Source organism: Acidobacteriota bacterium, from assembly GCA_029861955.1.
Classification (GTDB): domain Bacteria; phylum Acidobacteriota; class Polarisedimenticolia; order Polarisedimenticolales; family Polarisedimenticolaceae; genus JAOTYK01.
The window spans coordinates 68,545-90,434 of sequence record JAOTYK010000014.1; the positions used below are offsets into that span (position 1 = coordinate 68,545).

Consider the following 21,890-nt stretch of genomic DNA (forward strand, 5'->3'; position numbering starts at 1 on the left):
ACCCCATCGATCTGTCAGTGAGGGACCCCGCATGTCGGTTGCCGTCGATTCGCAACTCGCCCGTCAGGCCGTTCAGACCATCAAGTTTCTCTCCACCGACGCCGTCCAGCGGGCCAACTCAGGACATCCCGGTCTCCCCATGGGTGCCGCCGATATCGCATGGGTGCTGTGGAGCCGATACCTGCGTTACGACCCACGAACTCCGGACTGGCCGGACCGAGATCGTTTTGTCCTCTCCGCCGGTCACGGATGCATGTTGCTCTACGCGATGCTGCATCTGTCCGGCTATGACCTGTCGATGGACGACCTCAAGGCGTTCCGGCAGTGGGAGAGCAAGACGCCGGGGCATCCCGAGTTTGGTCATACGGTGGGCGTCGAGGCCACCACCGGTCCGCTGGGGCAGGGCATCAGCAACGCGGTCGGGATGGCGATCGCGGCCAGGATGCTTCGCGACCGGGTCTCTCCCAACAGCGGCGACGACCTGGTCGGTCATCGGGTCTTCACGCTCTGCAGCGATGGCGACGTCATGGAAGGCGTCAGCGGCGAGACCTGCTCGTTGGCCGGCCATCTCGGTCTCGGGAATCTGATCGCGCTCTACGACGACAATCACATCTCCATCGAAGGCCCGACGGAGTTGGCCTTCTCGGAAGATGTCTGTGCGCGTTACGCCGCGTACGGCTGGGACGTCCAACGGATTGACGGCCACGACCACGACGCCATCGCGGGCGCCATCGATCACGCGCTTGGGCAGAAGGACCGTCCGTCGCTGATCGCCTGTCGGACCCACATCGCCCACGGTTCGCCGAACAAACAGGACTCTGCCGACGCTCACGGTTCGCCCCTCGGCGAGGACGAGATCAAGGCGACCAAGGCGGCCGCCGGTTGGCCTCTCGAGCCGGCCTTCCACGTCCCCGAGGAGGTTCGTTCGTTCTTCAGATCGCGCGCCGAGGAAGGTGCCGCGCTACGAACGGCCTGGGTTCGAAAGTTCGAGGCCTGGGTCGGTCGCGAAAAGGGCCACAGAAAACGATGGGATCAGTGCTGGCAACCGGAGGCGCCGAAGGGTCTGACCGATCGTCTGATCGCCGCCGCTCCGACCGACGCTGGAGCCACTCGCGCGCATAGCGGGAAGGTCCTGCAGGTTGCGGCAGCGGAAATGCCGGGGCTGGTCGGTGGCTCGGCGGATCTTGCACCCTCGAACAAGTCCACGATCAACGACTCGCCCGCGATTTCGCCTGCGGACTTCTCCGGACGCAACTTCCACTTCGGTGTTCGTGAACACGCGATGGGCGCCATCGTGAACGGCATGCTGTACCACGGGGCGTTCCGGCCCTACGGGGCGACGTTCCTGGTCTTCTCCGACTACATGCGTCCGACACTACGGCTCGCGGCGTTGGCGAAACTACCGGCCATCCACATCTTCACCCACGACTCGATCTTCGTGGGCGAGGACGGACCGACCCATCAGCCGGTCGAGCACGCGTGGGTCCTACGGATGATTCCCGGACTCGATGTGTTTCGTCCCGCCGACGGCGTGGAGACGGCTCTCTGCTGGGGGCTCGCCCTCGAGGCCACCGATCAACCCTCCGTGCTGCTACTGACCCGTCAGAAGCTGCCGCCCCTCGATCGTCAGAGGACCGGCGCGCTGGCCGACATGCGTCGGGGCGCGTACCTGGTCGCGGGAGACGATCAACCCGATGCGGTGATCGCGGCGACAGGGTCGGAGGTCCACCTGGCCGTGGCCGCCCGCGAGGCGATGGCGAGCGAGGGCAAGAAGATCAACGTCGTCTCCATTCCGTGCTACGAACGATTCCGGGCCCAGGGTCCGGTCTATGCCCAGAGGTTGTTCCCGGGCGGTGTCCCGGTGGCGACGATCGAGGCCGGAGTGACCGAACCGTGGCAGGCGCTGACGGGACGCGCGGGTCTGAACATCGGCATCGACCAGTTCGGCGCGTCGGCACCCGGCAACGTGCTGGGCGAGAAGTTCGGCTTTACGCCCGACGCGGTGACGACGAAGATCCGGGACTGGCTGGGTTGATCTCTGCGGCCGAGTCGCGGTCCAGAAGAAGATCGATCGGACAGGTTGGCGGGAGCAGCGCTTCGACCGGGTAAGGCGTCTCGTGGGGTTCACCGGCGAAGGCCTGAGCCACCACGCTCGCCTTGTCTCTTCCCGTGACCAGGAACACGACGTGTCGTGCCGCACGAAGCACGGGCATGGTCAGCGTCAAACGACGATCCTCGGTGTCACCGTCGGGACCCGTGCCGTCAACGACCCAGCGACATTCCTCTTCCAGCGCGACACTGCCGGGAAACAGGGACGCCGTGTGCCCATCGTTTCCCACGCCGAGCAACAGTAGGTCGATGGGTGGCCAATTCGCCCTGGGAAACAGTTGACGCAGTCGATCTTCGTAACGGCGTGCCGCGTCGTCCGGTGCCCGCTCGCCTTCCATGCGCAACACATCGCACGGAGCCGGGTCGAGATGTGAGAGCAGCGTCTCGTGCGCCATCCTGTAATTGCTTCGCGGGTGGTCCGGTGCGACGCAACGTTCGTCGCCGAAGATTAGATGGGTCGAGGACCACGGAAGGGCCTCGGGGCGCCTTGCCATCCGCTCGTACAGGCCGCGTGGTGTCGAGCCTCCCGCGAGGCCCATGACAAACCGAGAACCGAAACTGATCGCGTCGGTCGCCACCCGCTGCACGATCTGGAACGCCATCTCGGTCACCTCGGCGGGTGTGTCCAGTCGGGTGACGGTCAGGGTCGGGGTCATTGCGGACGACGCCACGTGCGGCCACCCTGCGCCAGCAGGATGTCGGCCTCGGGTGGTCCCCACGTGCCGGCCGTGTACTCCGGCAGTGGTCGACCGGGATCGGCGAGAGCCCAACCTTCGTACAGTCGGTCGATATAGGCCCACGAACACTCCACCTCGTCGCGTCGAATGAACAGCGTTGAATCACCAAGGAGGGCATCCAGGATCAATCGCTCGTAGGCGTCGGGTGCGTCCTGCTTGAACGAGTCCTCGTAACGGAAGTCCATATCTACCGGCCGTATCCTCGGGTTGGCGCCCGGTACCTTCACGCCGAAGCGCAGAGAGATGCCTTCGTCGGGCTGGACCTGGAGCGCCAGGATGTTGGGTGCCGGCGAATCGGAGCGGAACAGGTGATGCGGTACGTCACGAAACTGTGCCGTGATCTCCGTCACCCGCCGGGGCATCCGTTTCCCGGCCCGCAGGAAGAACGGCACCCCCGCCCAGCGCCAGTTGTCGATCTGGACCTGAAGGGCCAGGTAGCTTTCGGTGCACGAGTCGCTTGCGACGCCCTCTTCCTCGCGATAGCCGGGGACCTCCTTGCCATCGGCCACACCTCGAGCGTACTGACCGCGAACGGTCGACTCTCGTACATGGTCCGGCGACACCGGACGCAGCGACTGCAGCACCTTGACCTTCTCGTCGCGGATGGCGTCGGGATCCAGAGAGACCGGTGGCTCCATGGCCGTCAGGCAGAGCAACTGCATGAGATGGTTCTGCACCATGTCGCGGGTCGTGCCGGCTTCCTCGAAGTACTTGCCGCGACCCTCCACACCGATCGACTCGGCCACGGTGATCTGCACGTGGTCGAGGTACTTCTGGTTCCAGAGCGGTTCGAAGATGGCGTTGGCGAACCGGAAGACCAGGAGATTCTGGACCGTCTCTTTTCCGAGATAGTGGTCGATGCGATAGACATCTTGCTCGCTGAAGACTTCGTTGACGGCGCGGTTCAACGTCTCGGCACTCTCCAGGTCTCGTCCTATCGGTTTCTCGACGACGATCCGCGACCAACCTTCCGGCCGAGCCGGATGTTGAAGTCCGGCAGATCCGAGTCCCGCGACGATCTTCGGAAACGCAGACGGCGGCACCGCCAGATAGAACAGGCGTCGCCCGCCGGTTCCGTGTCGCTCGTCCATCGCGTCGAGATGCTTGACGATCCGCGCGTAGTCGTCCGGGCTGCCGGTGGGGTTCGAGATATAGGAGAGGCTGCTCTCGAGCGATTGCCACGCCGCGGTTTCCAGAGGACGTCGCGAGTGAGACTCGATGCCTTCATGCATCATCTTGCGGAAGTCTTCGGTCGTGAGGTCCTGACGGGAGATCCCGACGACGGCGAGAGACTCCGGCAGAAGACCATCCAATTTCAGGTTATAGAGCGCGGGGCCAAGCTTGCGCCGGGTGAGGTCACCGGTGGCACCAAAGATCACCAGCGTGCAGGACTCGGCATCCCGATCGGGTCGTAGGCTAAGTCGGGGATTTGCGGCGGACCTCTGTAGCGGCAACGGTGTCTCCGTCTGTCGGGGAGTGATGTGACGCGTGGAACATAATAAACGTTATGATGGCGCCCATGGCTGACTGGTTTACATCGATCCCGGGGATGGTCCTTGCACTCGCGGCGGCGGTCACCGTCTGCGGGACTGCCGCCTGGGCCATCGGGCGACGCGGCGGGCGTTATCGCGGGCTGCCCGGTTGGGGTGGATTCTGGGTCCTGTTCAGTCTCTTGTTGGTAGGTCTCTCCCGCGGGCCCGCACTGTTGTCGTTTGCCGTTCTCGCGATCGTGATGTTCGTCTCGTTGCGGGCCTACTTCTTTGTCGCCCCCGTTCGCCCGAGGGACCGCTACGCAATCCTCGCCAGTTACCTCGCGATCCCCACGGTGATCTGGCCCGCGTTTCGTGGGTACGACGAAACCGTCCTGGCCACGTTGCCGATCCTGCTCTTCCTGTGTGTTCCGGTGTTCCTCTCGATCGGGACAACCCGCGATGGTCTACTCGACTCGATGGGACGGACCATCTTCGGCCTGTTGATTTTCCTGTTCTGCATGGCCCACCTGGGGCTACTGGCTCACTGGCCACGACCGGGGATCCTTGAGTTGTACGGCATCCTCGTAATCCTCTCGGAGTTTGTGCAGCGTCTCGCCGGTCGTCGGCGAAGCGAGGTGGGTTGGACGAGGATCTGGGCTGGCATCATCATTAGCGCCGTGCTGGCCGTGATCGTCGGTCACATTCTCGGGCCGCAGTGTGGTCTCGTTGAGGAAGACGGTGGGCGCGCCGGTTTTCTGGTGGCGATCGCCGTGGCACTTGGCGGTGCCGTCAGCCAGGCGGTCTGGCGTGATCTGGCTCTCAAGAACGACGCATCGCCCGTTGGGCGTGGGGCGTTTCTCAATCGGATCGTCCCGGCGGCCTACGCGGCGCCGGTCTATTTCCATTATCTGAATACGTTCGCCTAGCTCGAATCGTGAAGCACCTGCTCCGCAACCTCCCCCTGTGGCTTTTCCACTTCGGCTTTGGACGTCCCGTCCTCCGCTGGGTGGCCGGCGTACATTACCGTCGACGCAACCTGGTACCTCGCGGACCGTGCGTCGTCGTTGCGAATCACAACTCGCACCTGGACGCGGCGTTGTTGATGGGACTGTTCCCGCTCCGCCGTTTGCCGTTCGTTCATCCCATCGCCGCCGCGGACTATTTCGGCAAGACCTGGTTCAAGAGGACGATGGCGATGTTGATGATGAACGCCATCCCCATCGAGCGGAAGGCAGCCAAGGGGCAGGACCCCATGCTACCGATGGCCGATGCGTTGCGTGCCGGTAAGAGCCTGATCCTGTTTCCCGAGGGAAGCCGCGGCGAGGCGGGTGTGATGGCACGTTTCCGTCCCGGGATCGGCCGACTGGCCCAGCTTGCACCGGGAACGTTGATCGTCCCGGTCTTCCTCTCCGGCCCGGAGCGGATCTGGGGTCGTGGGACGCTGCTTCCCGTGCCACAGGCCGTCGATGTCGTCGTCGGCAAGCCACGCACCTACGATCCGGAGCTAGACGCACGGGATATCGCGGCCCAGGTGCAACGCGATGTTGTCGCGCTCGCACCGCCCGAACCTCCTCCGCCTTCACCGCAACCACGACCGGCCCGCAGTGTAGCGGTCTGTGGCGTCGACGATGCTTTACGGCATCGAGTAGTAAGGGCGATCACACGGAGTCTCGGAGAACAGGGAACCACCCTGGGCTTGACCCAACCCACGCTGACTGCGGATCAAGATGGCGTCCGGGAGATCACCGCACCGGTCCCGCCGTTCCGCGGTCAGGTCTGGCTCCGACCCGTGGCCGGTCTGCTGCGAGGCGGACCGCGCTTTATCGAGATGATCGAACGGGCCCAGATCGACGAGGCCGCCCATCGCGCCCAGGATGTTCGCTATGTCGTCTCGGACGGAAACGCCCTGGTCGATCTCGTCGCGTGGGCCGAGAGTGACATCTATCAGGGTGAGTTCGACGAAGCCGGACTGCATCGGCTAACCCAGTATCTTCGCGGCGAACTCCGGATCCCGCTTTCCCGCAAGTGGCGATCGATCCGTCGTACGCCGGCGGTGTGGTTGGTCAATCAGTTTGATCTGGCCCGTCCACCGGTGCCCGAGGTCCTCGTATTTCTGACGACGAGACCCGCCGAGCTGACGGCTCGGCGCCGCTCTTCGGGCGAGGAGACCGACCCGTCCCACGACGAGGCGTTCTTCGAGAGACTGCACGAGGGCTACCGGCGGGTGGGTCATGTGATGGGTCGACGACGGAAGGTCGTCTGGTTGGAATTTGACGAGACGGCTCTTCTGGGCGACGACCTCACGACGGTGGTCGACGCCGTCGGTGCGGCGATCAACGAGCCGGCACCCGAGCTTGAATCGAACTCGACGCACTAACGACGGCGGAGGGCCCGTGAACTATCCATTCGAACCCCTGGAATTTGTCAAATACACACCCGAGCAGATGCTGGAACGATCCACGGCGTATTACGACGAGATGGCCCGCCGCCGATCGGTGCGGCACTACTCCGACAGAGCGGTCGACCGTGCGATCGTCGAGAACGCCATCCGTACTGCGGGGACCGCGCCGTCGGGAGCCCACAAGCAGCCGTGGCACTTCGCCCTCGTCGGCGGGCTCGAGGTCAAGCGGAAGATCCGCGAGGCCGCGGAAGCCGAGGAACGGGAGAGTTACGAGAACCGCATGCCCCAGACCTGGCTGGACGATCTTGCGCCGCTGGGCACCGACTGGCACAAGCCGTTCTTGACCACCTGCCCGTGGCTGGTCGTGATTTTAGCCAAGACCTATGGACTCGAAGAGTCCGGTGAGAAGCGAAAGAACTATTACGTCCAGGAGTCGGTCGGTATCGCCGTCGGCATGTTATTGGCTGCACTTCACCACGCGGGGCTGGCGACCCTGACCCATACACCCTCGCCAATGGGCTTCCTCCCGGAGGCGCTGGGTCGGCCGGGAAACGAACGGGCATACATGTTGGTCGCGCTGGGTTATCCTGAAGAGGGTTGTGAGGTTCCCCAGTTGGAGCGTCTGCCTCTGGAGTCGATCATGACGTCCTATTAGGGCGTTAGAGAGGATCCTGAGGAATCTCTTGACCCGGGACGGATCGGTCGGATCTTTGCTATCAGGAGCAGTCGGTGTGGGTCCGGCTCTCCGCGAGATCGCTCGACGACCCATCCAAGAGGCGACGATGAGCCAACAACAGATCTTTCAGCAAATCACCCAGGAGACGTTGGAAGAACATCGCGAGATCCATTTCTACCTGGATCAGATCGCGCGGACCCTGGACTCCCTGAGGAGCGGCCTCTCGGACGTCGAACCGATGCGCCGGCTTGCCGCGCAGTTGGAGGGGCTCCGCGAGCGACTGGCGGAACATCACCAGTCCGAGGAAGAGGACGGTCTGTTCCAGGCGATCCAGGCCATCCTCCCGGACTGCGGGGTTGAAATCCGACGCCTTGTGAACCAGCACCAGAAGTTGATGGAGATCCTGGAGATGGCGCGAATCCACGCGCAGCATGGCGACACCATGGAGGCCGATGGGTTGCGTGTTGACCTGCAGGCGTTCATCGAGGACTTCCGTCAGCACGAGATGGAAGAGGATCGTCTCCTGAGGCAGGCCATCGAACGGGAAGCCAACGCACCCGGCTAGCGGAATTCTCGCTCCGGGTTACGACAAAAGATGAGAGACTTGCGGCGCGCGGTGGGTTCCGCGTGAGGTGAGTTCCGTTGCTCAACGGTATCTACGTCCTGATCGTCGTGATCGCCGTGCTCGTCGCGGCCACAAGCGGTCGCATGGACGCATTGACAAACGGGATCGTGACGTCGGCCCGCTCCGCCGTGGATCTGGCCATCCGACTTGTCGGAGTGATGGCGTTCTTCCTGGGATTGATGAAGGTCGCCGAGGACGCCGGCATCCTGCGGACCATCGCGCGGAAGATCACACCGGTCATGCGCCTGCTGTTTCCCGGCGTCCCCGCCGGTCACCCGGCCATGTCCTCGATGATCCTCAATATCACCAGCAACATGCTAGGGCTTGCCAACGCCGCGACGCCGTTCGGCATCAAGGCGATCGAGCAACTCAACACGTTGAACAGCCGTACCGGGACCGCCACCAACGACATGGTGCTGTTCCTGGCGATCAACACCGCCGGTCTGGCGATCCTGCCGTCGGGGATCGCCTCCCTACGTGCGTCTCTCGGTTCCGAGAACGCATTCGGGATCTTCTTCACGACCTGGGTCGCCAGTGGCACGGCGACGATCATCGGCATCAGTGCGGCGTTCCTCTATTCACGTCTGCCCAGTTTCCGTGGGACGCAGCCGCCACCCATCGTGCCGGCGTGGAAGCCCGAGGACGAGACCGACGCCGACGACCTGATGGGTGAGGACGGCAAGGGGGCGAAGAAAATCGGTGGCCTACCGATCGCACTTCGCAGGGTCATGGTCTGGTTGTTCTGGGCGGTGTTCGTCATCGCGGCGGTGGTCGAGATCCGAATGCAGTTCATGGTCAACGACACGCCTGCCCGGGAGGTTCTCAAGAGCATCGCAAGCTGGTGGGTGCTCCCGGCGTTGGTCGCCGCCATCGTGTTGTTCGGTTGGAGCCGAGGGGCCCGTGTCTACGACTCACTGGTCGAGGGCGCCAAGGAAGGGTTCCAGGTCGCAATTCGAATCATCCCGTACCTCGTCGCGATCCTTGTCGGCGTGGGGATGCTTCGCGACTCGGGTGTCATCGCGGTCTTCACGCGTGTCTACGAGATGACCCTGGCGGCGGTCGGTCTCTCGGGTGCCTGGCTCCCGGCCGAGGCGTTGCCGATGGCGCTGCTGCGGCCGCTGTCGGGATCCGGGGCCTACGGGCTGGCGTCGGAGATCATGACCGCCCACGGCCCCGACTCGTATGTCGGCTACCTGGTCAGCACCATGCAGGGCAGCACGGAGACGACGTTCTACGTATTGGCGGTCTATTTCGGCGCGGTAGGCGTGAAAAACAGCCGTCACGCGTTGCCGGCTTGCCTGACGGCCGACGTCGCCGGACTGACGGCGGCGGTGCTGATCGTCTACGCCCTGTTCGGTTGACGCTCCTCGGAACCCGGTGCTAAGCTGCGCCATCACAGTGATAAAACGACCCAACAGAAGTCATGTCGCCGGCGGTAGTCGGCGAGGGTACCAACCGGCACGGGTTGGAGCCTACCGAACCAGAAGCAACTAGGGCGCTCGGTCTCCGAGCGCCCTTTCTCTTTCTGGGGCAGATGACGGGGCGATGTCGAGACGGAGGTTAGATAGTGGAGCCCAAGGAACAGATCTTGCGACTGGCGAAAATTCAGGAGCTGGCCAACGAGGTCCGCGCCGCCACGAAGGTGACGGTCGAGGCACCCGGCGAGATCGAGAGAATCGAACAGAACTTCCGTGAGCGAAACGCGGAGTACGTCGCGATCAAGGACCGTCACGAAGAACTACAGACTGACCAACGACTCCGCAACGGTGACCTCACCGAGCTGGAAGAGCGTCGCAAGAAGTACATGGAAGACCTGATGGACGTCAAGAACCAGCGGGAGTACGCGGCGATGTTGAAGGAGATCGATTCGGTCAAGGCGCAGGTCGCAGAGAACGAAGAAGTGATCCTGAAGGACATGGAAGAGATAGAGAAGTTGTCCGGCGAACTCTCGACCCAGGAAGAGCACATCAACACGGAACGAAAACAGGTCGCGGAGCAGCGAGCCGCCGTCGAGAAGGCGGCCAGCGAAGCCCAGGCGACGATCGAGCAGCTAGGCGCCGAGCGAACGACCATCGAGGGCGAGTTGCCCATCGGTGTCGTCGGTCAGGTTCAGCGGTTGGAAGGTATCCGTGCCGGAATCTTCGTCGCCAGCGTCGACGGCGGATCTTGCTCCGCCTGTTTCGTGCGAGTCCGACCTCAGATGTATCAGGAGATTCGCCAGAGTCGAGCGGTCCATCGCTGTAGCAGCTGTGGTCGCTACCTCTACGCCCCCAAGGCCGTCGCGGAAGCGACTGCGACGCCTGAAGCCTCGGCGGAGGCGGTGAACGGTGGAACGGTTTAGAGCCGCGTAGGCCGGTCGGGCGGTGACTTCCCTCGAGCAGGTTCGGGCGCGGATCGCCGACGCTTGCACGAAGAGCGGACGTGCGGCAGACGCGGTGCGCCTGATCGCGGTCTCGAAGACCTTCCCCGTCGAGCGGATCGACGAACTCCTGGCCCAGGGCCAGCAACTCTTCGGCGAGAACCGCGTCCAGGAGGCCATCGAGAAGGTCGAGCACTTCGCGGGCCGAGCCGACTTCCACTTCATCGGACATCTCCAGCGCAACAAGGCGAAACAGGTCATCGGTCGTTTTGCGTTGATCCACGGCGTCGATGACCCACGGTTGATCCACGAGCTGGGTCGTCGATCGGTCGCGGCCAAACTCGAGCAACCGATCCTGCTGCAGGTTAATTCCGGCGACGAGACGACGAAGTCGGGCGTGACCGAGGCGCAGCTTCCGGAACTCCTGGATCGTGCGATCGAAACCGAGGGCGTGACACCGGTCGGTCTGATGACGATCCCCCCACGGGCCGAACAGCCGGAAGACAATCGCCGCTGGTTCGCCCGGCTACGAGAGCTTCGCGATCGCGAGGCAAGTCGATGCGGAATCCCGTTGCCGGAACTGTCGATGGGCATGACCGATGACTACAAGGTCGCCGTCGAGGAAGGCGCGACCCTCGTGCGCGTCGGACGGGCGATCTTCGGCGAGCGTTAGATCTCCCAGTCGATCCGATCCCGGGACTGCCAGACCGTTCGCCCACAGATGTGGAACAGGGTCAGCACCAGATAGATCTGGATGAGCGGCGTGAACCAACCCGCTTCCGTCATCAGCTCGCCGACGTTGCCGATGAAGTTCCAGGTGAAGTAGAAGATCACCACTGCCAGCACCAACACCAGGTAGTCGATCCCGAGTCCGCGCATCGTCACGAAGACGCTTCTTGGTGAGAGTGCGCGGACGATGGATTGGGTACAGGCCGCAAGAAGCAGGATCGCCGGAAAGACCACGAGTCCTACGATGAGTAGGAGGGGTTCGAGAATCGTCATGCCTCCGTAAATCTTGATCAGAATCCACGGGAACCACGCGATCAGTCCTGCGCCAATCACGCGTAGCGCCGGCCAGACAAGACCATTGAATCCGTCGCCCATGTCAGGGAACTCCGGTGCCGGCCCCGGGCCGCGCGCAGACTCTCGCAGGACATGCACGGCGTACGCAAGCACAAGGACCGGCGTCAGGATCGCGATGATCGGAACGAGCGACAGCAGCCAGAAGAACAGCAGCAGCCATCGACCCTCTCCGCGAAGGACGTACGTGAACGTCCCCTGGAGATTGCTCCAGAACGGATCCACGTGCTCGAACGGGGCGATCGGATCGAGACCCGCGCGACAGCAGGGAGATAACGTGGTCCCATGCCCCTGAACGTTGACGGTCTTCGTGCAGGGTTGGCACCACGACTTGTCGCAGGTCGAGCACAGTGCCACCGACGGCTCACGCCGGTGGTCGGTGCAGTACGCCCGTTTCCTGTCTGTGGAGTCGTGGCTCGGGGTGTCAGGCCACCAGTGTCGGCAGCGGGTGCATTGCACGACTCCGCGACCGGTGTTGGAACCGAGGACGGCGTGGATTCTTCGGCAGTCGGGACAGGGGACGCGATCGACCATGAGGAATCATACGCCGACTGGGACGATCGTCGAAGCGGCGGGAGTCCACTGAATCGCCCCGAACGAAAGACAAAAGGGGCGTCTTCCCGATCGAGTTCCGGAAGACGCCCCGCCATTTGACTGAATTTCGGGATCGGGTTAGATGTCCGCTCCGCCTCCGGAACAGCCCGTCGCGCAGGCAGCAAACGCGTAACACCCGTTCGGATAGGTCACGCCATTGCTGCACGTAACCGGGTCGTAGACATCAGGGCACTGGATATCGGCCCATGGGCAGCCGCCCGGGACGGGCTTCGGTTTCTTCGCCATCACGACGCCGCTGGCGACGACCACTGCAGCGATCAGAAGAAGAGCGACAATCGTTATTCTTGACCTCTTGCTCATGCAATACCCTCTTTGCGAACTCCGCGCCGACTGGAGACGTTCCTGGTCTGGCGGAACTCATTGGGGCGACCCTACCACGGAATCGGTGGGTCGGATCCGTTCACCTGCCGACGACCTTGACGGAACAACGTAGGGCGCCTCCGTACATCGCGCTGATCGTCAAGCCTTCGATCGGTCGAGGGCTGAAACCCAGCTCCTCCCAGATCTCGGATGCCGCGTCGTCCATCGCCGGCCAACCGTAGCGTGGTAGGTAGACGATCTTGCCTTCGATGTCGTCCTCGATCAGGACATTGTTGTAGGTCAACATGGGATAGTCGGCCTTCAGGGGCGCTTGCTCGTCCTCGTTGTCCTTGCTCCGCGGTCCGCCGAAAAGAAACGGAACACGGTCGACCTGATAGCCGTAACGCTCGAGAGCGGTGGCAATCCCGTCCAGAGTGGGGGCGACGAGCCGGCTCAACTCGATGGCTTTCCGAGTCTTGCCCTGCACCTGCGGTGCCGAGGTCGTCCCGCCGTCCTTGGCGTGGATCTCCCGGATCGCCGGATGCCCGAAGAAGTGTTCCTCGCAGTACTTCTCAAAACCGGTAATCGAGTCGGGATCGGTCTCCAGCGCGTGTTCCGCAATCCGGATGCCGGCGCTTGCGTCCGCGAGGAGGACTCGCCGGTTCCCCAGCGGCGTGAGAATCATGTCGATGTGGGCAACGGGCTGCGGAACGGGTCCAATGACCAGAACCCGGCGCCCCAACTCTTCCTGGAACTCGAGGACCACCTCGATTTCGCTCAGCTCCAGCTTCATGGCGTTGTGCCGAATCGTGTTGGCGCCGATCAGGATGAACTCATCGTCGGAAACGATGTTGCCACCCTCGAAGTACAGGCTGGACTGCTCGAGTTCGTAGCCGGCGATTTCGGCAATCTTCTCGGCCATCAACCTGTCCCCTGCACGCTCGAATTCCTTCGAGTTCAGCAAGGTGGTGTCGCTTCCTCCCGCTCCTCCCTTGAGGACCAGGAACGGGTCCTGGGTCCAGATGGTGATGGGATTGCTGAACGGAAGCTCGACGAGCTGAATCCTCTCCGGCCAGGAAGTCCCGGCGACCGAGAAAGCGGAGGGATCGTTGGCAAGGATAAAGAAGTTCGTCGACGGCGGTAGCCCGGCGACGATGTTCGTCACGAGGGAAGCGTTTCGAAGAGCGGCGCGCCGGGCACTGTTGACGCTGATGACCGCAACTGTGACGCGCCCCCCCGTGTCGGGTAGAAGCTCTCGTGAGGCCTCGATCGGAGGCTCTTCCGCGCAGGAGAGCGCGAGAAGAACCCCGACCGAGAGGCAGACGAGTCGCTTAAAAGCCACAGCCGGATTGGCCGGCAGCGGAGACGATCGCGTCTTTTTCTTCCGACGCGATCAGCCCAGCGTCGACGAAAGACCCGGATCTGCGTGCGACACAGCGCACATACGCCCCGTGGTTCTTCCAGTCGTTCTCGCAGGGGCAGATGTCGGCGATGGAGCATCCGTCCGAATCGACCGTGTCGCCGAAGTAGGTCTCGAGGCAGAGGTCCAGCCCATCGTTGACGTCATCGCCATCGACATCCTGGTCGCACGGGTCGCCGATACCGTCGCCGTCTAAATCGTCTTGCTCCGGGTTGGCGGCCAGCGGACAATTATCCGCTCCATCGAGAATCATGTCGTTGTCATCGTCGTCGTCGCAGGCGTCACCCGCCAGATCGTTGTCGAAGTCATTCTGATTGGCGTTCTCGGTATCCCTGCAGTTGTCGTCCGAGTTGGACACGCCGTCATCGTCGCGATCCACCGTCAGGCCGACCGCGTACTTGCTGTTGGTGTCCATCACCGCCCAGACGTAGCTGTCCCCGGTCGCCGTGGTCGCGTTGCCGTAGTGACCGAGCACGCCATCCGGCTCCATGCGGGGCATGAACCGGATGTCGGCGCGTCCCTGCGCACGAATCGCGCGCACCGCGCGAATCCAACGGCCGCCGTTCTCGCCGTCGACGAAACGCATGATCCGTGCGTCGGCCAGCCCGGTGGCACGAGCCCTCGCACGAGCCCTGACAGGGTCGGTCACCTGCTGCCGCAGGAACAGATCGCGGACGAAGTCACGTTGCAGCATCCTCGGGTCGACGTCCATGCGATAGGTTGTCCGAACGTCCGCCCGGGCACCTGACGGGTCCAGGGCCGACGCTTCCAGCAAGAGCGTACCGTCCAACAGGGCGAACCCCTCCTGCAGTTCCTCGCCGGCCAGCAGCCCATCGGGATCGAGCGCTGTCTGAGCCACCACCGCGAGCGAGGACAGCCCGAGGTTTGTGATCGTGAAACCGGTGTTCGGGAAACCGATGGCTTCGTAGTTGAACGCCGAATCCGTGCCGGGTTCCAGGTTCACCTGGATGACGAGTTCGATGAGGTCGAATGCGAGAGACAAGACCGGCAGCAACAGCAATGTCGCAAACAAGACGAGCACGAGAGGCAGACGACGGTTAGCTGGTTTTCTCAATGTTTTTCCCCCTGAGTTCGGACGCAGTATAGCGTTGCCATTGAGGGCTCAATCCTTGGCCCCTGTGGGTTAAAGACCGATCGGCGTCCGAAAGTTACAGATCAGGAGAGATTTCCGGCGGAAGCCGGCGTGCTGGGCGGAACCGAGAAGAGTCTCAGTTGCTGGAGTTTTGCGGCGAGATTTCAGGTGGGCGGGTAGGCGGAACAAGCGCCCTTTTTCGAAACTCACGGAGTAGGACGCGTGTTCAGGGTCCGATAATATGCCCTTACGTCAACTCCGAGACTTCGCCATGAGGCTGAATTGGGCCCGGAGGCCGGGCAGACAAGCGCGCCGCTCGGCCGGCGGACACAACTCCCCGAGCGCGTTCCGGGAAACGTCTCAGAACGCCTCTGCAAGACGTTTTACGAGACGCCGGCAGACATTCACACGGTTGGTATGAATGCGAGCGACACGGAGTCAGCGAAGATTCTCGTCTTTTTCGTGAAACAGCAGGGCGAGCCTGTTTCGATACCGGTTCCCTGATGATTAGATGAAAACCATCGGCTTAATCGGCGGCATGAGCTGGGAGTCGACGGCACGCTATTACTCAGAACTCAACGAAGGCATCAAAGAACGGCTTGGCGGTCTGCATTCCGCAAGAATTGTGCTGTTTAGCGTGGAGTTCGCAGAAATTGAGCAGCTTCAGCATTCCGATCAGTGGGACGCGGCCGCTGAGATTCTCTGCGGTGCTGCTCAGTCGGTTCAGGCGGGCGGTGCAGACTTTCTGATTCTCTGCACGAACACGATGCATTGCGTTGCGGAGCAAATTGCCGATGCGGTCCGCATTCCGTTCCTGCACATTGCCGATGCGACGGCGCAGCAACTTGTCGCGGATGGAATTCAGTCAGTGGGGCTGCTTGGTACGGCGTTCACAATGGAGCAGGATTTCTACAGCGGACGTATCAGGCGCGAGCACGGCATCGACGTTTTAGTTCCGGATGAGCGTGATCGGCAGCTCGTGCATCGGACCATCTACGAAGAACTTTGCGTTGGCAGAATCTCGGCAGATTCCCGAGCGGAATTTCTGCGCATTATTGCTGAGCTCAATGAGCGAGGAGCTCAGGGCATCATTCTTGGCTGCACGGAAATTGGTCTGCTGGTCAGTCAGAATCACACCTCAGTGCCGCTGTATGACACGGCTTCGATTCATGCGCAAAAGGCCGTTGAATTCAGCCTTGCACCGTGACGCCGCACTACGGCGATATTTTGGTATGGTGCTAGCTGATCCGTATATGACACGAGCTTAGGGAGACACCAATGACGGAGCTCTATACGCCCACGCAGCGCCTGCTGCAGGATGAATTCAACGCGCGTGGCCTGGCAGACCGTGTTGCTGACACGATTTCGGCGGACGAGCTTGCCGATTTTCATGAGGCATTTATCAGCGAGCGCAACATGTTTTTTTTGGGCACCGTTGACGAGACTGGTTTCCCGTCCTGCTCATACAAGGGCGGTGCACCTGGCTTTGTTCGTGTTGTTGACGCGAACACTATCGTGTTTCCAAACTACGACGGCAACGGCATGTTTATGTCGCAGGGCAATATCCAGGCAACTGCCAAAGTCGGTCTGCTTTTCATCAATTTTGAGAAGCCACAGCGGATGCGTCTGCGTGGAACAGCAAAGTTGCTGCGCGACGGTCCGATGCTGGCGAGTTACCCCGGTTCAATGACGGTCACAGAGATTGCCGTGGAAAAGGTGTGGCTCAACTGCGCACGCTATGTACATCCGATGACGCCGACGGAGCTCTCGACGTTTCTGCCGCGCGACGACGGTTCTTACAAGCTGGCGCCATGGAAGCGCATCGATATCCTGCAGGAAGTCATCACCGACGAAGAACGTGCTGAGGCAGCGAAACTAGGCCTTATTACTGCTGAGGAATATGCGGGCATGGAGGCGCGCGGCGAAGTCAGGTAGCCGCGCAGGTTTGACGCAACGCCGCAGTTGGCATGTCATTCACTGTTTCAGCCCAATCCCGGCTTTCGCCTGAAGAGCTTGTTGAGGAAATCCTCGATGTCAGGAACTGGCCCGGATTCACGGGCTGGGGACCGTTGCCGGGCATCGACAGTGCAACGATTATCGAACAAACGTCATCTCGAGTCGGTACGCGCATTGCGGTAACCAATTCCGACGGTTCGACACATGAAGAATCCGTGACCGGCTACGTGCCCGACCGCGAGCTCGTCATGAAGATCGAGAATTTTTCGACGCCGCTGAAGAATTTCGCACGGTACTTCGTTGAAACATGGCAGTTTGACCGCCGCGAAGGCGTTACTCGTATAGAAAGAACTTTCGAGCTGCACGCTAAAGGGCTGATTGGGCAGCTGATTCTCGTGCCGGTCGGATTCCTCCTGCGCCGGGCTGTAGCTGCCCACACAAAAATAATCGCTGCTGCGGGCGGTCACTGACAAGAAACTTTCGGCACGTTTTAGGCACTAACTAATCGGTATATCTGCGACGCATCCGGGGTGCGCGCAATCATTTATACTGATGACAGAAATGGCGATCGAATACGAAATCCGCATCGACGGCGACCTTCTTTCCGCAACAGCGCGCGGCAAGCCCGATAGCGCTGCTGAAATTCGCCGTTACGTGGGCGCGATCGTGGCCGCAGGCCTTGACGGTAAGTGCACGAAAGCGTTGCTCGATGAGCGTGAACTTGAGCACACGCTGAACGAGGGCGATATCTATTACCTCGCCGAGCAGTATTCCGCCAAGGTTCCAGGGCTTGCAAGAGCGGCAATCGTTTTCGATTCGGAGTACACGCAAAACGTGCGTTTCTGGGAAACCTGCGCCGTCAATCGCGGGCTCAGTGCGGGTAGGCGGAACAAGAGCCCTTTTTCGAAACTCACGGAGTAGGACGCGTGTTCAGGGTCCGATAATATGCTCTTACGTCAACTCCAAGACTTCGCCATGAGGCTGAATTGGGCCCGGAGGCCGGGCAGACAAGCGCGCCGCTCGGCCGGCGGACACAACTCCCCGAGCGCGTTCCGGGAAACGTCTCAGAACGCCTCTGCAAAATGGTCGGTTGAGTCGAGTTCGGCCGGCGAGACGGGCGGCGCCCTCGACGGCAGGCCGAGGCAGTCGAGGATGGCGCGAGTCGCCTCGGGCGGGTGGATCGTGGCCAGCACCCGCATCGGCCCCTGGCACGCCGGGCATTCAAGCACGTCCACCGCGAACACTCGCCGCATCAACTCGGCCCAGGAGTAATTGCGGGGTCGCGGATCGGGACGTTGTTCGTCGGGCTCGGAGTGTCCTTGGTGTGGATGCGCGACCTCGCAATCGGTGTGTGCCGCCCCGGGTTCCGGCGCCGGACCCGGCGGCACCACTTGCGCCCGGTGTCGAGCCGCGGGAGCGAGAACGCCGTGGTACCGAACGAGGTTGAACCGCGGAGGCGGGACCAGCGCGGCGAGCTTCGCCAGCAACTCCAGGGGTTCGAATCCGATGTGAGTCGTGCCGTCGCGCCAGCGGTGTTTGAGTTCGTAGAGCAGCCCCTGTTAACCAAGGACAGAGGTTCCGCGCACCGCAAAGGTTGGCTCCCCAGACAGGACTCGAACCCAATTCACGGTGGTTAACAACGCGTGGGCCGCAAATCCTGACTCACGGGTCATCCGCGACCGACGGCCGCGTCAAACCTACCGGACTGCCTCACAAACGTTGCACCCCAATTGCTACAATCGCGCCGGTACAGGCAGCGGCAACCAAACGGGATTACAATCTTGAGGACGATGCGAAGACGCATACCGGCAGTCGTGGTGGCGCTTGCCAGGTCCCGAAAAGAGACTTACGTTCCCCCACGTGTTGAACGCAGCGGAGGACCCTCCATGAGCCGGATTACCGCCAACGAGATCAAGACCCAGGAATTCAAGACGAAGCTCCGAGGGCTGGACCCCCAGCAGGTGCAGATGTTCCTCCACTCGGTGGCGGAAGAGATGGCGCGTCTCAACTTAGAGAACGCCGAACTCCACGAGGCCATCGGCAGCCTGAAGACCGAAATCTCCAAACACTCCGACCGCGAGCAGACCCTCCAGAAGACCCTGGTGACGGCCCAGAGCATGACCGAGGATCTCAAGAGTCGCTCCCAGGCCGAGGCCGAACTCACCGTCCGCGAAGCACGCATGCGTGCCGAACAGACGCTGCAGGATTCCCAGGACCAGCTGTCTCGACTAGAAACCGAGATCGGACGCAGCAAGCTGGAGCGGGACCTGTTCGAAAAACGCCTGCGGACCTTGCTGGAAGAGCATCTCGAGTTGGTGGATCGACGGAGCGCCGAGCGGGATGACCTGGATAACGTCCACTTGCTGCCACGACGGAACCAAACTGAAGCGGGATGATTGACGCCGACCTGATCGTCACCCACATCGCCGAGCTGGCCACCCCCACGGGGAACGGCCCACGGCTCGGTGCCGATCTCGGCCAACTGACCACGATCCCCGATGCCGCCGTCGCCTGTCGCGACGGCATTTTTGTCTGGGTCGGTCCACGATCCGAACTCGAACAGGCCGTCCGATTGACGGAAGACGGTCATACGGTGGATGCCGACGGCGGGACCGCACTCCCAGGATTTGTCGATCCCCACACCCATCTGCCGTTCATCGGCTGGAGAGAATCGGAATTCGACGAGCGACTCCGCGGCGCCAGCTACTCGGACATCGCGGCCCGTGGCGGTGGGATCCTCTCGACGGTTGCGAAGACCCGGGAGGCCTCCACCGAGCAACTGGCCGAGACGGTAGAGAACCGGCTCGACGCGATGCTGGCGCTGGGGACCACCACCGTCGAGGCCAAGAGTGGTTACGGCCTCTCCTTCGACCACGAGATCAAACAGCTGGAGGCGCTGAGCCACGCTGCCCGCCATCATCCGGTCAAGCTGGTCCCGACCTTCCTGGGTGCCCACACGATCCCCCCGGAGTTCAAGGACCGACGCGCCGATTACGTCGCCTTGCTGGTGGATCGACTCCTGCCGGAGATCGTCGAGCGCCAATTGGCCGAGTACGCCGATGCGTTCGTCGACGCCCATGCCTTTTCCATCGACGAGGCGAGGACCATCCTGACGGCGGCACGCGAGAGCGGGCTCGGTGTACGCCTCCACGCCGATCAGCTGGCCGACGACGGTGCGGCGGCGCTGGCGGCGGAGCTGGGGGCCAGCTCGGCCGACCACCTGGAGTACGCCTCGGATGCCGGCATCGAGGCGATGGCGAAAGCCGGCACCGGTGGGATCCTCCTGCCTGCCGCGACGTTCTTCCTGATGATGGATGCCCCGCCCCCCGGACGACGACTGGTCGATGGCGGTGTCCCCGTGGCGTTGGCCACCGACTTCAATCCAGGCTCTTGTCCAACCGAGTCGATGACGGCGGCCATGTGGTTCGCCTGTCTGAACGGGAAGCTGACGGTGGACGAGGCGATCACGGCAGCGACGCTGAACGCGGCCCACACCCTCGGACGTGCCGACCGCATCGGTAGTGTCGAGGTCGGGAAGCGCGCGGACCTGGTCGTTCATCGCATCCCCAATCGGTACCACCTGGTCTACCGATTCGGGGCGCCTCGTGTCGAGTTTGTCTTTGCTGCGGGACGGTTGGTCTACGAGGCCTAGAAGAGCGGTGCCTTCTCCTCGGCGTTGAAGGTGTAGACGTAGGTGTAGAACTTCAGGTCGATCGGGTGCTCGTACTTGGCCGTCACGGTCATCCAGCCCGCCGTGCGCTTGATCTTCACGTCTTTCGTCTTGATCGGTACCTCGAGCTCCTCGGCCTTGGCCAGGATGCGGCGCTTGACTTCGCTGTCGTCGTCACGGACCGCGCCGTAGCGCACCTCGGTGCGCAGGACATCCTTGAACTCGTACGCGCTGACCCGAACCGGGATCACCTTGACGCCAATGAAGATCATCAAACTCGCGACGATCAACGCCACAAGCAATCCAACCCGACCCTCACCACTCTCATTATTAAAGCGCTTCATTGTGCGTTTCCCTTTTGTCGACCCTCGGCGATATCCGCCATCGCGTCGAATATAGGTTCGGCGCCTAACCGGGACAACCTGACCCTGAACCGGCGAAAAATCCCCTAAAACACACTGGATCGGCTACGCTGCCGCACATGAACTTCCTTACCCGTCATCTGCAGTTCGAGGTCCCGACCCGCATGGATTTCATCAACATCACTCGGGATGTCGAGATGTTGGTCGACGAGAGCGGGATCCAGGAAGGCCTGTGTCTGGTCAACGCGATGCACATCACGGCCAGCGTCTTCATCAATGACGACGAGTCGGGCCTACATCAGGACTACAAGAAATGGCTGGAGGAGTTAGCGCCTCATGACCCCTCGCGATATCTCCACAATCGCACGGGAGAGGACAACGGCGACGCCCATCACAAGCGGCAGATCATGGGTCGCGAGGTGGTGGTCGCGGTGACCGCTGGACGCCTGGACTTCGGGCCGTGGGAGCAGATCTTCTACGGCGAGTTTGACGGCCGTCGCGCCAAACGAGTCCTGGTCAAGATTATCGGGGAGTAGCCTAGTTCTTGAACAGGTCGTCGAACGCCGTGCGTGCGGTCGGCTTGGCCTGCTTCTTCGTCCGACGGCCAGTGACATCCAACACAAGACGCGGTCTGAACATCGAACAGTCGTTGGACGTGGTCTTGTTGGCGATCGCCTCTTCGAGAGGTTCCCGACATTGGAACCGGGCGTTGCTGTCGAAACTCTTGCAGAAGCGGCAGCAGTGTAGATCGGTCGAACAGCCGGGACAGCGGCTGCCTCGGGCCATGGCTTCCACCCGATCGACGTCGCGACCACAGCTGTAACAGCGGACCACTTCGTTGGCATCGCGATCCAGCGCATGACGGAGGCCACGCTTGTGGATCAGCTGCTCCTTCGTCAGGTCCTTTCGTGGACCTCCGCTCGGTCCGCCTCGTGGGCGGTCTTCACGGTCACGATCGTCGTTGCGATCCTGGTAACCGGAATGTCGATACTTTCGACTCATCGATCCTCGCAGA

24 protein-coding genes are annotated in these 21,890 nt (G+C 62.2%); 15 read left to right on the forward strand and 9 right to left on the reverse strand.

The window, feature by feature from the left end; translation table 11 throughout:
• Window positions 1–31: 31 nt before the first annotated feature.
• Window positions 32–2,035 carry a transketolase gene (tkt, locus tag OES25_08905; GenBank protein MDH3627761.1) on the forward strand — a complete coding sequence of 668 codons (2,004 nt, stop codon included), beginning with the start codon at window positions 32–34 and terminating at the stop codon, window positions 2,033–2,035.
• On the opposite strand, the gene pgl is transcribed toward tkt, so the two are convergent.
• Both pgl and zwf read right to left on the reverse strand, forming a co-directional pair.
• Complete coding sequence (pgl, locus tag OES25_08910; protein ID MDH3627762.1) at window positions 1,989–2,780, reverse strand: 6-phosphogluconolactonase; 792 nt, start codon at window positions 2,778–2,780, stop codon at window positions 1,989–1,991. The genes tkt and pgl overlap by 47 nt on opposite strands.
• Complete coding sequence (gene zwf, locus OES25_08915; protein MDH3627763.1) at window positions 2,762–4,300, reverse strand: glucose-6-phosphate dehydrogenase; 1,539 nt, start codon at window positions 4,298–4,300, stop codon at window positions 2,762–2,764. The genes pgl and zwf overlap by 19 nt, the downstream gene beginning before the upstream one ends.
• Window positions 4,301–4,365: 65 nt before the next feature.
• On the opposite strand from zwf, the gene OES25_08920 reads away from it, so the two are divergent.
• The 7 genes from OES25_08920 to OES25_08950 all read left to right on the forward strand — a co-directional run bounded on the left by OES25_08920 (window position 4,366) and on the right by OES25_08950 (window position 11,052).
• Complete coding sequence (locus tag OES25_08920; GenBank protein MDH3627764.1) at window positions 4,366–5,244, forward strand: hypothetical protein; 879 nt, start codon at window positions 4,366–4,368, stop codon at window positions 5,242–5,244.
• 8 nt (window positions 5,245–5,252) lie between these two features.
• On the forward strand, window positions 5,253–6,695 hold the full coding sequence (locus OES25_08925) for a 1-acyl-sn-glycerol-3-phosphate acyltransferase (GenBank protein MDH3627765.1): 1,443 nt from the start codon (window positions 5,253–5,255) through the stop codon (window positions 6,693–6,695).
• Window positions 6,696–6,762: 67 nt separating this feature from the next.
• Window positions 6,763–7,374, forward strand: a complete 612-nt coding sequence (locus OES25_08930) for a nitroreductase family protein (protein MDH3627766.1) — start codon at window positions 6,763–6,765, stop codon at window positions 7,372–7,374.
• A 127-nt stretch (window positions 7,375–7,501) separates the two neighbouring features.
• Entirely contained in the window at window positions 7,502–7,960 is a 459-nt protein-coding gene (locus OES25_08935; GenBank protein MDH3627767.1) for a hemerythrin domain-containing protein, read from the forward strand.
• Window positions 7,961–8,037: 77 nt separating this feature from the next.
• Window positions 8,038–9,381, forward strand: coding sequence for a spore maturation protein (locus OES25_08940; protein MDH3627768.1), 1,344 nt, complete (start codon window positions 8,038–8,040; stop codon window positions 9,379–9,381).
• Window positions 9,382–9,587: 206 nt separating this feature from the next.
• Complete coding sequence (locus OES25_08945) at window positions 9,588–10,361, forward strand: C4-type zinc ribbon domain-containing protein (GenBank protein ID MDH3627769.1); 774 nt, start codon at window positions 9,588–9,590, stop codon at window positions 10,359–10,361.
• A 22-nt stretch (window positions 10,362–10,383) separates the two neighbouring features.
• The gene (locus tag OES25_08950) at window positions 10,384–11,052 is read left to right on the forward strand and encodes a YggS family pyridoxal phosphate-dependent enzyme (GenBank protein ID MDH3627770.1); all 669 of its coding nucleotides are present in this window, start codon (window positions 10,384–10,386) and stop codon (window positions 11,050–11,052) included.
• Here the strand turns inward: OES25_08950 and OES25_08955 are convergent.
• The 4 genes from OES25_08955 to OES25_08970 form a co-directional block, all read right to left on the reverse strand.
• The gene (locus OES25_08955; protein ID MDH3627771.1) at window positions 11,049–11,993 is read right to left on the reverse strand and encodes a hypothetical protein; all 945 of its coding nucleotides are present in this window, start codon (window positions 11,991–11,993) and stop codon (window positions 11,049–11,051) included. The genes OES25_08950 and OES25_08955 overlap by 4 nt on opposite strands.
• A gap of 138 nt (window positions 11,994–12,131) precedes the next feature.
• Window positions 12,132–12,374, reverse strand: a complete 243-nt coding sequence (locus tag OES25_08960; protein MDH3627772.1) for a hypothetical protein — start codon at window positions 12,372–12,374, stop codon at window positions 12,132–12,134.
• 100 nt (window positions 12,375–12,474) lie between these two features.
• On the reverse strand, window positions 12,475–13,716 hold the full coding sequence (locus OES25_08965) for a hypothetical protein (protein MDH3627773.1): 1,242 nt from the start codon (window positions 13,714–13,716) through the stop codon (window positions 12,475–12,477).
• On the reverse strand, window positions 13,706–14,869 hold the full coding sequence (locus OES25_08970; GenBank protein MDH3627774.1) for a thrombospondin type 3 repeat-containing protein: 1,164 nt from the start codon (window positions 14,867–14,869) through the stop codon (window positions 13,706–13,708). The genes OES25_08965 and OES25_08970 overlap by 11 nt, the downstream gene beginning before the upstream one ends.
• 529 nt (window positions 14,870–15,398) lie before the next feature.
• Here OES25_08970 and OES25_08975 point away from each other — a divergent pair.
• The 4 genes from OES25_08975 to OES25_08990 all read left to right on the forward strand — a co-directional run bounded on the left by OES25_08975 (window position 15,399) and on the right by OES25_08990 (window position 17,764).
• On the forward strand, window positions 15,399–16,094 hold the full coding sequence (locus tag OES25_08975) for an aspartate/glutamate racemase family protein (protein MDH3627775.1): 696 nt from the start codon (window positions 15,399–15,401) through the stop codon (window positions 16,092–16,094).
• A gap of 71 nt (window positions 16,095–16,165) precedes the next feature.
• On the forward strand, window positions 16,166–16,822 hold the full coding sequence (locus OES25_08980; GenBank protein ID MDH3627776.1) for a pyridoxamine 5'-phosphate oxidase family protein: 657 nt from the start codon (window positions 16,166–16,168) through the stop codon (window positions 16,820–16,822).
• A gap of 32 nt (window positions 16,823–16,854) precedes the next feature.
• Complete coding sequence (locus tag OES25_08985; protein MDH3627777.1) at window positions 16,855–17,313, forward strand: SRPBCC family protein; 459 nt, start codon at window positions 16,855–16,857, stop codon at window positions 17,311–17,313.
• A 91-nt stretch (window positions 17,314–17,404) separates the two neighbouring features.
• A complete protein-coding gene (locus tag OES25_08990) occupies window positions 17,405–17,764 on the forward strand; it encodes a hypothetical protein (GenBank protein ID MDH3627778.1) in 360 nt (119 codons plus the stop codon).
• Between the two features lie 143 nt (window positions 17,765–17,907).
• On the opposite strand, the gene OES25_08995 is transcribed toward OES25_08990, so the two are convergent.
• A complete protein-coding gene (locus OES25_08995) occupies window positions 17,908–18,396 on the reverse strand; it encodes a transposase (GenBank protein MDH3627779.1) in 489 nt (162 codons plus the stop codon).
• A gap of 333 nt (window positions 18,397–18,729) precedes the next feature.
• Here OES25_08995 and OES25_09000 point away from each other — a divergent pair, with 333 nt between their 5' ends.
• Together OES25_09000 and hutI are read left to right on the forward strand one after the other, a co-directional pair.
• The gene (locus OES25_09000; protein MDH3627780.1) at window positions 18,730–19,239 is read left to right on the forward strand and encodes a DivIVA domain-containing protein; all 510 of its coding nucleotides are present in this window, start codon (window positions 18,730–18,732) and stop codon (window positions 19,237–19,239) included.
• Window positions 19,236–20,495, forward strand: a complete 1,260-nt coding sequence (hutI, locus tag OES25_09005) for an imidazolonepropionase (protein MDH3627781.1) — start codon at window positions 19,236–19,238, stop codon at window positions 20,493–20,495. The genes OES25_09000 and hutI overlap by 4 nt, the downstream gene beginning before the upstream one ends.
• Here hutI and OES25_09010 read toward each other — a convergent pair.
• The gene (locus OES25_09010; GenBank protein MDH3627782.1) at window positions 20,492–20,857 is read right to left on the reverse strand and encodes a hypothetical protein; all 366 of its coding nucleotides are present in this window, start codon (window positions 20,855–20,857) and stop codon (window positions 20,492–20,494) included. The two genes, hutI and OES25_09010, sit on opposite strands and share 4 nt — an antisense overlap.
• Before the next feature lie 137 nt (window positions 20,858–20,994).
• Here OES25_09010 and OES25_09015 point away from each other — a divergent pair, with 137 nt between their 5' ends.
• Complete coding sequence (locus OES25_09015; protein MDH3627783.1) at window positions 20,995–21,411, forward strand: secondary thiamine-phosphate synthase enzyme YjbQ; 417 nt, start codon at window positions 20,995–20,997, stop codon at window positions 21,409–21,411.
• Between the two features lies 1 nt (window position 21,412).
• On the opposite strand, the gene OES25_09020 is transcribed toward OES25_09015, so the two are convergent.
• Complete coding sequence (locus OES25_09020; protein ID MDH3627784.1) at window positions 21,413–21,877, reverse strand: hypothetical protein; 465 nt, start codon at window positions 21,875–21,877, stop codon at window positions 21,413–21,415.
• Window positions 21,878–21,890 lie beyond the last annotated feature (13 nt).